Here is an 11,247-nt window from a genome sequence, read left to right as displayed (position 1 = left end):
AGGGGGTGACAAGGGGGATGTAACTTAGGCTTGGCTTGCCTTTCACTTTAATCACTGCTGAAAAGATGAGAATTAATTGAGCGCGATCGCGCTTTGTGAAAATAGGAGTTTTGAGTGCTGATGAATAAGAAAAATCTTGCTGTTGCTTTTTATCTTTGAGGGCGTCCGTCACCTGAAAGGCTTGCCCTGCCACAAGTTGACTGCGGTTGTCACCCCCTCAGATGAAACATTTCTTGACAATTAACAAGCTCGTGAAAATCAAGCTTTGTATGACATCTAGATGAAATTATGCATTCTTGTGCTATAACCGAGATTGGACATTCAATATTTTATGTCTAAAAAATGTCCACTTTTATATGGACAGAGAAAATAAGAGTATTTCCACTTAAGTATTTTTCTCTATATTGATGAAATCTTAATACAACATCTTGTGTGTCCAACACTAATTGGATAACATGGGACAAGTAATTGAAACGCTATATAAAATAAGCCTTCAATTACGATAAATTGTCTTTATCGAACGGAATAAACCAAATGAAAAAACGTATCAAAAGAAACACAAATGGACAGTATACAGGCTCACTCCTTGGCTAAATGTGATTTAAATGTCTAAGTATATTCCATCTGAGGAAAAATACTTAGTAATTAAAATCACAACCTGTCCAACGAGTGTCTGCTTGCACTTACAAAGCTTTTTTCTCTCTTGAGCAAGTAAAGACTATTTCTGAATCTCAAATTTTGCACTCAGTTCAGAGTCAATATAATTCGCCCCCACACAGAAAAGTTGAGATTATATGGCCGTGGTAATAAAAGCGCTAAGTGCAAGGTGTGAGCTATTGAAATAACTCTACTTATCAAGAGAGGAAAGCAACAGAAGCTTTATTTTGCAGCCTAATTCCTGTGGTTGCTAGTTTTTGGTGATTATAATTAACTGTCTTACCAACTGGAGCGCTGCAATATGGAAGAGAAAATAGCGATTAGCCCACACAAGTATCTTCAGTTTGGTTCTACTCAAGAATGCAACTTTTACCTTGTAACTGAAGTTGATTTGGTTAATGCCTTTGCTATTGAACAGGAGAATTCTTATAAATCTTATCAAATTCTCACTTACGCTGGCGGTAGTTTAACAGAGGTCATTCAGCAAACGCAAGAACCTGCCCATATTCTAGTTATTTGTCCAGAACACTACATTTGTGCAGTAGAGTCAGAGCAACTTGGTTTGCGTAAACTGGCAATTATGGCAGTTAATTCTACCCCTACTTCTTGGGCAGCGATCGCACATTTTCTGAATGTAATGGAAGCAACTGACTCAGAAGCTCAACGGGCATTTGCCAACCACTTTTTTGATAATATTGAGCAATCAGAGTATTTGCATATTATTGATGAACGCTATCAAACTTCAGCTAAATTTTTCCACTTGGCTGATGAATACGAGTGGTTTGAGCAAGGTGGGTTTTTAGATTGGGGTCAACAGCAGATAGTTCCATCCGGGGAACTGAGTGTTTTACCATTAACCCACGGCAAATTTAGTCCTGAATGCAGACTAGAAATTAATGGGGAGTTGGCATTTTGGGGTTATCCAATTCTGCATTCTGGTAAAGACTTTTCTAGGCGAACAGAACAAGCTTACATTTACGAACAGCTATCAACCCTGAAAGAACATGCTGTAATCGCCACAGTTGAGAATGGTGCGATCGCAAAATTACAGGCGACTCATCCATCAGTAGAAGCAGCAAAATCAGCACTTGAGCATCTATTTACTATAGATCCTCATTATCAATTGATTTGGGAGGTGGGATTTGGGATTAACACCGCACTCAAATTGTGGCCAGGTAACAATGCAATGAACGAAGTGTATGGCGCTGAGTATGGAGCTATCCATTGGGGATTTGGGTTGACAACCTGTACTCAATATCACCTAGATATTATCTGTCCACATTCCCAAGTACTCAGTCATACTGGCGAATTCCTGATTGGAGGTAATTCTGGGGATACCACCAATCATCAACAAGACATCGTTCGTAATAGTGCGATCGCTTGTCCATGCATAAGTTACTAATAAAATCCATTTGATTTTTTCTCATCAAAACAAAACAACCTTGAGGATAACTAAGATAAAAGAAAGTTGCCTACAAGGAACTTGTATCTACCCAATTTTGAATTATGAAAGGTAGTGACATTCTTAAAATCCGCGAGCAACTGGGACTCACCCAACAGCAGCTCGCCGATCAACTTGGTGTTGCCATGAAAACAGTAAGTCGGTGGGAAAAAGGAGAAACAAAGAGAATTCCAGAGGTTGCTCAACAAAAACTTTTGAATTTATCAGAAAGAGGAAAAGCATTAATTTACACAAAAGAGGCAAAGCTCTTTCTACAACTCCAAAGAATTAGTCGCGGAAGTATATCTCCTTGGTTATTATTGCCTCATATAGCCACCACATCCATATCAGCAAAAGACGCTTTTGTGGATCGGGGAGTAAAAATTTTGAGTGATACTGATTTATTAAGTATAGATAATGTCAAGCTAGCAGACTTACCACAGTTAGCTCAAAAAGGCCCAATAGTTTTATTAGGAGTTGCTGGTAGTGGCAAAACCTTCTTAATTAGATGGATTGTTGATGCTCAAGGATTTAATGCAGAACGTGACGAGACATATCAACTTGGCACAAAAATCCCAATTATATTTCCACTAATTCAATATAATGAACCACCAGCCAAAGAAACAGTTAAGCGCTTTGGACACCCCGTTTTAGCAGCCATAGCAGACTACCATAACTATTTTGGTACAGGCTTAAATGATGAACTGTTTCTAGAAGCTTGTAAAAGAGGCGAAGTACTTTTTTTGTTAGATGCATTAGATGAGATTCCTAATGAAGTTCGTCGTGATCAAGCACTCAGAGATATAGAAACTCTCATACTCCAATACGAACAGTGTGCCTTTATCCTCACAAGTCGTCCAGACAAATATCGTAATGCTAAAGATTCACTTCTCAAGCAAATAAAAAATAAAATAGTTTGTCAACTCAGTCCTTTGACTCGTGATGAACAAAAGGAGCTAGTTAACAGATTATATCTTTCTCTAGCACAAGGAACAGAAACAGAACAAAAAGCTTTGGAAACTAATATTAAGCAATGTATTCGATTTATTGAAAATTTTCATCATCAAGAATTAAAAAAGGGAGATTTTTTACGTAATCCCTTACATCTTGTACTTGCTGCCTTATTAATTTTAGAAGGATACATGCCAGGTACAACTGATGTCCACCTTGAGCATCAAAGCCTAGAACTCAACATTATTAGATGGCCCGAGGCTAGAAGTATCGGACAATCTCTACAAAATTCTGTTTATTTCCCAGGTACTGATATTTCTAAGAATCAAATTTGGTCAAAACTGAGTAAATGGGCCTTAGAAATAATAGAAAAAGAGCGACCAATTGATACAGCAGAAATTGAGGCATGGGTACTCAACATGCCTGTAGAACCCGAAGGTGAAACTCCTGAAATGCGTGCTAAACGCATTACAAGTTTAATGTTAGAACGCTTGCCTTTTATTATGCGATTAGATGGTAAGGATAAGTTTACCATTAATGAACCCCATCTCACTCATTTGGCTGCTCACAGATTAACAGAATTGCGTAACCGTTCCTCCTTAGCATACTGGCTTTTTAATGGTAGCAACTATAAAGTTTGGAAAAGAGTAGAAGTTTGGAAAAGGGCAATTCTGATTACTTCGATTATCCATCGCCAACCAGAATTAGTAAATCAAGATTTAAAAGATTTTGTCGAAGAATATTCACCAGATGAACTGGATAGAATGTTTGATACTGCCGAATCTATGAGTTTGATTATCAAAGATTTGCTCAGAAGACCGGGGGTTTTAGACTGGGAAACGCGTAAAGAATTTTATCGGTTTTTAATGGATATATTTATGAGAACCGATTACGATGAAACAGCCAAATTCTTTTTCCGAATTTTTCAATTTTTTCAGACACCATTTGAAGATGATGGTGGAGAAAGTGGAGAAGAAAAACTGAATCGAAAATTACTTAAAGATGTATGTAAGGAATTGGCGGAATATCCACAAGGAGAATTGAGCTATGATAAAACCTGGCGAGCCTACGCATTGCAGTATGCCATTGGAGAGTGTTCCGGTGAAGAAACTGAACGTAAACTGCTGCAATTATTAGAGACTTTGGAAAGAGAAAGTGCAAACTTAAAAAATCAAAGTGAAGAATGGAAACAATATGAAGTATATAAGCGGAGAACAATTTTTGTATTTTTACTTCTGCAATTACATTCCTCTCAGAAATTGCCTAAGCATCATTTGAGTATGCAAACAATCTCGACACTGGTCAATATTTTGGAAAATAAAGATAAATATGAGGTAGGTGTCGTTGGTCGAGCTTGTGACGTTCTGGATAAAGTTAAAGAAGAAGAACATTTAGATGCAAACTTAACAAGAAAGCTTAGAGATTTATTTAGCGACATCATAGATAGCTCAATTTCCTCATTAAAAAAAGTCAGAGAATTGGAATTAGCATTGAATGAGAGAGCTATGACTCTCACACCTATAGAATTGGTAAATCAAGTTGCACAAGAATTAGCAGAACAAAAAGTAAAAGTCTACACGAGTGACACAGTGAAATACCTGAAAAATTTCTTTAAGGAAGTAAAGAATTATTATGAAGAAGAAAATGGTGGTAAAGATATAGAACTTTCCAAAATATTATTGAATTGTGCCATAGACCGAAAGATGCCAGCACTGTTACGGGCTGTATCCTTTCTTTATCTTGCAGAATTACCTCCAGATACTGAAGAGAAAATTCCAAATCTGCTTACTGATTTAGAAAATGCTTTTAAAGAAAATCCTAGACCAGAAGAAGATAATTTATCTGTGGGAGCTGTGCAAATTTATGACTATAATCAAGCTTGTCTGAACAGACATTATGCCCGTCGTAGCCAAGAGAGTGATAGCAGTGACATTTTGAATCTCAGGGAATTTGAGAGAATTAGCTATGCAAAGATAGATTATACCGATTCTTAAAAGTTAGGTTGACAGACCACTAGGGAAACACTCTAATTCTAGTTACTAGGTTCAACCTGGTAACTAGAGTTTGGAGGCTCAGTCCCCTGCCTGTTTGATTGTAATTTCCTTGCTCCCTTACGCCCTATCGGCACACACATCGGTGTTCCCACCACTGGATCATTAACAACACGACACTCTAACCCAAAAACCTCTCGTACCATCTCCTCAGTCATTACCTGCTTTGGTTCCCCCGCCGTAAAAATTCGACCATCTTTGACAGCAACCAAATAATCAGCATAACGACATGCGTGATTTAAATCATGCAGCACCATAACAATAGTCCGTCCTTGATTTTGGTGCAACTCATACAACAAATCTAAAACTTCTATTTGGTGCGCCAAATCTAGAAAAGTAGTAGGTTCATCCAAAAGTAAAATATCTGTATCTTGCGCTAGCGCCATCGCAATCCAAGCTCGTTGTCTTTGTCCGCCAGACAAAGTGTCCAATTCTCGCTCTGCCAAATCCAGCAAATTTGTGATCTCTAGTGCCTGTTGTATAATCCTTTCGTCTTTTGCTGACCACTGCTGCAACCAATTTTGATAAGGATAACGCCCTTGTGCTACCAAATCTCTTACTGTTAACCCTTCTGGTGCAACTGGCCCTTGGGGTAAAATACCCAACTGCTGCGCTACTTCCTTAGTGGAAAGCTTAAAAATAGACTCTCCATCAAGATATACCGTGCCGCCACGAGGTTTGAGGAGCCTGGCTAAACCTCTTAACAAAGTTGATTTACCACAACCATTCGCACCAACTAAAACACTGATTTGTCCACTGGGGATTGCCAAATTCAAATCACGGATAATTGGCACACCATCGTAAGCTAAAGACAGGCTTTTGGTTGATAGTCCTTTCATAAATGAAACCATTTTGAATTTTGAATTTTGAATTGATTTGTCCCCAGTCTCTTATTTTTTGCGGTTACGAATTAACAAATACAGAAAATAAGGAGCGCCAACAGCAGCAGTCACTACCCCACAAGGTATTTCAATGGGTGCAAACAGTGTTCGTCCCAGGAAGTCTGCTATCACAACTATCATTCCTCCTAACAGCGCTGAGGTAGGAATCAAACTTTGATGGTTTGCACCCACCAACTGTCTTCCTATATGGGGTGCGATTAAACCAACAAAACCAATATTTCCCGCGGTGGCGACTGCTGCACCTGCTAAGGCTGCACCCACTAGCACTAGTAAACCGCGCTCCCATTCCACGCGAGTACCTAGACCTTTGGCGACATCATCTCCCAAGTTCAAAGCGTTCAAATGCCTTGCTAGGAGCAACGCCGTTGGTACGAAAACAATCAACCAAGGTAAGAAGGAAAATACTTGTTCCCAGGTACGTCCGTAGACACTGCCAGCCAACCATACCAAAGCGTCACTGACGTTATAAATATCCCCAAACGTAATCAACAAGCTGGTGAAAGCATTTGCGATCGCAGACAAGCCAATACCCATCAAAATTAATAGAATCGGGGAACTGCCTTTGTTCCAAGCTAGCGAGTAAATTAAAACACTCATCAATAAAGCACCAACCAAGGCTGCCAATGGTAAAGGATAAATTGGTGCTGATGGTAACAGTACAATTACTGTAACAGCCGCGAGGCTTGCTCCGGCATTGACGCCAATAATAGCAGGATCTGCCAGAGGATTACGTGTTAAACCTTGGAAAATAGTGCCAGAAATTGCCAGTGCCACTCCCACCATCAAAGCCGCAAGAGTACGGGATAGGCGCAGAGTATAAATCACGAAGACATGGTCTGGGTTTCCCGTATCTATACCCAATAAAGTTTTGATGATATCCAAGGGTGAGATTGGATATTCACCCCTGCTCAAATTCATCACCGTCGCCACTATAGTGATTAATCCCAGAAATAGCAGCACCAGTGGTACGCGTCGGTCGATACGGAAGGAAATCGCCTGGGAACGAATGACTAGCCAATCAACCTTCATTTTTTCACCTTAGACTTAGCCAGATACACAAAAAAGGGAGCGCCAATCAGTGCTGTCATTACACCTACAGGTAGCTCCTGGGGTTTGAGCAATAGGCGTGCAGCAATGTCTGCAAGCAAGAGTAAAATCGCACCTAAAACGGCACAATAAGGTAAAATCCAACGATAATCGGCTTTAATGTAAAATTTCACTATGTGGGGAACAACTAAGCCAACAAAACCGATGGGCCCGGCAAGAGCGACTGAACTGCCTGCTAGTAAAACTACACTAATGGCAGTAACTATTTTGACCCAAGCTGTCTTTTGACCTAAGCCTTTAGCTACATCTTCACCCAGACTCATAGTAGTAATTTGCCTACCAAGGGCAAAAGCAACTACTAATCCAGTAATGACGAAAGGTAGTGCTTGCAAGAGTATGTTACTATCGCGTCCAGCCAGAGAACCAGCTAACCAAAATCTAATTTCTTGTAAAGTTCGTTGACTGACGATCAAAACCGAAGTAGTGAGAGAAGAAATCAGAGCCGTGAGTGCCGCACCTGCTACTGTGAGATTCAGTGGAGTAGCTCCTCCCCGTCCTAGAGAACCAAGAAAGTAGACTAACGTTGCTGTGACTCCTGCACCCAAAAAGGCCACAATGGTTAAAACACTCAAGCTGGAACTGCCAAAAATAAAAATTGTGGCAACTACAGCCAGTGCTGCTCCTGACTCTATACCTAAAATCCCTGGATCTGCTAAGGGATTGCGTGTCAAACCTTGCATTAATGCTCCTGATACAGCCAAGGCTGAACCTACAAGGATAGCGATAATCACACGCGGTAATCTCACTGTCTGGATGACTAAGTGTTCATAGGAACCATCAAAGGCGATAAAAGATGCCAAAATCTTGTTCAGAGGAATGTCTGCCGCACCTAGCGTGACACTGTACACCAAGCAAATTAGCAGGATACACAGTCCCAGAACCAAACCAAGTAAGGTTGGCATTTGTGGCTTTTTCAATCCTCTTGGTGACACTGTGGTCGCTTTTGTCATTATCTTGCTGTGCTTGAAAAATTTACACTCTGTGGACTATTTGTTTTGTAATTTACACTCTCAATATTTAACAGTTTTTAAAGTACTAATTTGATAATCTTTCTTGATAAATTTATATATAGATTACATTATTATGTAGGTTATTTAGCTATTTCCTCTTTTTTTCTAGCAATAAATATACCATTCCAGTTTCTTGCAAACCCTGATATAATTTCTCAACAAGGTGGCGTTGTTAGCTCAACGAGAATCTGCTTGGTCATTAGTCAAATGACGGTCATAGAAATAATACACTTCTTGCAAAAGATAATTTTGCAAGAGGTCTAAAAGTTATATGCACATTTGCTTAGCAGTTTCAGTCACCAGGCGTTACACCTGCACACGGTGGTGGTAATGAGGATTGACTTTTTATCCACGGTTTACAAAAGAGTATCAAGACGCGTTTTACCCTTGATACTCGGTTTAATACTTATTGTGATTGTAGGGAGCCAAACTACAGCTGTACCAGCCAAATCTACAGAAATATTATGGGATACCTATGGTGTACCGCACATCTACGGGAAAGATAACCGGAGTGCATTTTATGCCTTCGGTTGGGCACAAATGCAAAGCCATGGAGACCTGCTTTTACGTCTCTACGGTCAAGCACGGGGACGTGCAGCCGAATACTGGGGAGAGGAATATCTAGACTCAGACCGATGGGTGTTGACTACAGGCATACCAGAACGCGCTCGTACTTGGTACAAGGCACAGAACTCTACTTTTCGTAGTTATCTTGATGCTTTTGCTGCTGGGATCAATGCCTATGCTTCCCAACACGGTAACTTGATTAATGATGAAGTTGAGGTGGTGCTACCAGTCAAGGCAGAAGATGTCATGGCTCATCTGCATCGAGTACTCCACTTCACTTTTGTAGTCAATCCAGAACAAGTAACAGGACTGAGTCAACAAAAATTACAAGCAGGGTCTAATGGTTGGGCGATCGCACCTAGTCATTCTGCTAGTGGAAACGCAATGCTTTTAGCCAACCCACACCTACCCTGGTCAGATTTATTCCTGTGGTATGAAGCTCAAATCACCGCACCTGGAATCGATGCTTACGGAGCAACACTTGTGGGTGTTCCGGTGTTGGCGATCGCATTTAACGACAACTTAGGTTGGACTCACACCGTTAATACCCACGATGGCTGGGATGTTTATGAACTGACATTGGCAGGTAACGGTTATCGCTTTGATGGCAAAGTTCGCAACTTCTTTTCCAAAACCCTCTTCTTGAAGGTGAAGCAGAAAAATGGTTCTTGGCAAGAACAACCATTAGTAGTCAAAACTTCTGTCCATGGCCCCGTCGTCCTTGAGAAAAATAATAAAGCCTTTGCCCTGAGAGTTGTCGGTCTTGACCAACCCGGCGTCCTTCAGCAGTGGTGGGACATGGCACGTTCTCAAAACCTCAGCCAGTTTGAAAAGGCACTTCAGCGATTGCAATTACCGATGTTTACGGTAATCTACGCCGATAGAAAAGGGCATATTATGCACCTATTCAATGGTCAAGTTCCAGTGCGCTCAAATGGTGATTTTGCCTACTGGGAAGGCATTATTCCAGGCAACACATCCAAAACCTTGTGGACAAAAATCCATCCATATCAAGATTTACCGCGCGTAGTTGACCCCAAGAGCGGTTGGTTACAAAATACCAATGACCCACCCTGGACAACCACATTTCCAACCGCCATCAAAGCAGATAATTACCCACCTTACATGGCGCCTCGTTTCATGGATTTCCGCTCGCAACGTTCTGTAAGAATGCTGGATGAAGATGAAAAAATTTCTTTTGATGAAATGATTGCATACAAGCATTCTACCCGCATGGAACTGGCTGATCGGCTTTTGGATGATTTAATCCCCGCTGCCCGCAAATACGGTCAGGACATAGGACGGCGAGCAGCTAATATTCTAGAAGCCTGGGATCGGCAAGCTAATGCAGATAGTCGAGGAGCAGTATTATTTGCCCTTTGGGTAGAAAAGATGGACTGGGAGCAGGCATTTAGTAAACCTTGGAGTGAAAACTCCCCACGCACCACCCCTGATGGCTTAGCTGATCCGAAAAGTGCAGTTGCAACACTCGAAGCAGTAGCAGCACAGGTAGAAAAGACTTATGGGGCGCTGGATGTACCTTGGGGGGATGTTTTTCGGGTACAGTTGGGTGATGTCGATTTACCTGCCAATGGTGGAGATGGTGATTTGGGAATTTTCCGTGTACTCAACTTTGCTCCTAGTGAAAACGATCGGTTCCAAGCCGTTGCAGGTGATTCCTATGTTGCTGCCATTGAATTTTCTAACCCAGTACGGGCAATGGCACTCACTAGTTACGGCAATGCATCGCAACCAAGTTCATCTGATGTGGGTAAGCAATTACAGATGTTTACAAAAAAACAATTGCATCCAGTTTGGCGTCAGCGTCAGGAAATATTAGCTCATTTGCAGGAGCGGCAGGTTTTCTAAACTACTGGTCTATCGCAAAAGTTATGAGAAGTTGTGAGGGGTCAGATCACCAACTTCTTCAAGAACTCGGGGATCTTGTAGCCCAGCAAAATTAATGCGATGAACTACTACTGGTCTGACAACCTAACTTTGAGGGGTTAAATAAAAAACCACAGAGGCGCAGAGGGCGCAGAGGAAGAGAAAGAGAGGATAAGTTTAGAAATAGGTTTACCTAGCTTGCATTGACTTACCAGACCACTACTACTCTGTCCCACCAACTTTGTCAGGTGAATTAACTTCTCAAATTCTCTTTTTCTCTTGTTCTTGGCGCACTTGGCGTCTTGGCGGTTTATGACTCTACCCCACAAAATGAGATGTGGGTGCGATCGCCCAACAGTTTTCTCATCAAAATTTTGGTTCAACCTGGTGTACACAGTTCATGGAGGCTAATTATTGCAATTTAGTTTCAATATATTCTTACCACAATAATGCAAACTTTTATCTTTAAAATTCTTTTTATTTTCATAAATGTTGATCAAAAATCTTACGTTTCTAAAGTCAGTATATTAGCTAGATAAAATCAGCATTAAGATAGGTGCTAGTACTGAAGGTAACTGAAAATTGCTTTTGCAGCCCAGTAATGGCAGTATAAATTTTGTACAAATATATCCAAATGACCTTAAAGTTAATTAAATTAAGGCGCTTTACAACTA

7 protein-coding genes are annotated in these 11,247 nt (G+C 40.7%); 3 read left to right on the top strand and 4 right to left on the bottom strand.

Annotated features, from left to right (window positions below):
- The coding region (locus UYI_RS0112180) for a hypothetical protein (RefSeq protein ID WP_026085907.1) at window positions 1–193 on the bottom strand (193 nt) is incomplete at its 3' end.
- A gap of 765 nt (window positions 194–958) precedes the next feature.
- On the opposite strand from UYI_RS0112180, the gene UYI_RS0112175 reads away from it, so the two are divergent.
- Both UYI_RS0112175 and UYI_RS32495 read left to right on the top strand, forming a co-directional pair.
- The gene (locus UYI_RS0112175; RefSeq protein ID WP_016866944.1) at window positions 959–2,059 is read left to right on the top strand and encodes a hypothetical protein; all 1,101 of its coding nucleotides are present in this window, start codon (window positions 959–961) and stop codon (window positions 2,057–2,059) included.
- A 104-nt stretch (window positions 2,060–2,163) separates the two neighbouring features.
- A complete protein-coding gene (locus tag UYI_RS32495; protein ID WP_016866943.1) occupies window positions 2,164–5,043 on the top strand; it encodes an NACHT domain-containing protein in 2,880 nt (959 codons plus the stop codon).
- A gap of 38 nt (window positions 5,044–5,081) precedes the next feature.
- On the opposite strand, the gene UYI_RS32490 is transcribed toward UYI_RS32495, so the two are convergent.
- Genes UYI_RS32490 through UYI_RS0112155 form a run of 3 tightly spaced genes read right to left on the bottom strand, consistent with a single transcriptional unit; the run spans window position 5,082 to window position 8,059 of the window.
- Complete coding sequence (locus UYI_RS32490) at window positions 5,082–5,939, bottom strand: ABC transporter ATP-binding protein (RefSeq protein ID WP_016866942.1); 858 nt, start codon at window positions 5,937–5,939, stop codon at window positions 5,082–5,084.
- A gap of 51 nt (window positions 5,940–5,990) precedes the next feature.
- Window positions 5,991–7,031 carry a FecCD family ABC transporter permease gene (locus UYI_RS0112160; protein ID WP_016866941.1) on the bottom strand — a complete coding sequence of 347 codons (1,041 nt, stop codon included), beginning with the start codon at window positions 7,029–7,031 and terminating at the stop codon, window positions 5,991–5,993.
- Window positions 7,028–8,059 (bottom strand): FecCD family ABC transporter permease, encoded by a 1,032-nt coding sequence (locus UYI_RS0112155; protein ID WP_016866940.1) that lies wholly within the window; start codon window positions 8,057–8,059, stop codon window positions 7,028–7,030. The genes UYI_RS0112160 and UYI_RS0112155 overlap by 4 nt, the downstream gene beginning before the upstream one ends.
- A 390-nt stretch (window positions 8,060–8,449) precedes the next feature.
- Here UYI_RS0112155 and UYI_RS0112150 point away from each other — a divergent pair, with 390 nt between their 5' ends.
- Window positions 8,450–10,555, top strand: a complete 2,106-nt coding sequence (locus UYI_RS0112150) for an acylase (protein WP_016866939.1) — start codon at window positions 8,450–8,452, stop codon at window positions 10,553–10,555.
- The last annotated feature ends 692 nt before the right edge of the window (window positions 10,556–11,247 follow it).

Source organism: Fischerella muscicola PCC 7414, assembly GCF_000317205.1.
GTDB lineage: Bacteria > Cyanobacteriota > Cyanobacteriia > Cyanobacteriales > Nostocaceae > Fischerella > Fischerella muscicola.
Note: the sequence above shows the minus strand (reverse complement) of the source record. Positions and strands in the feature narration are given on the sequence as shown.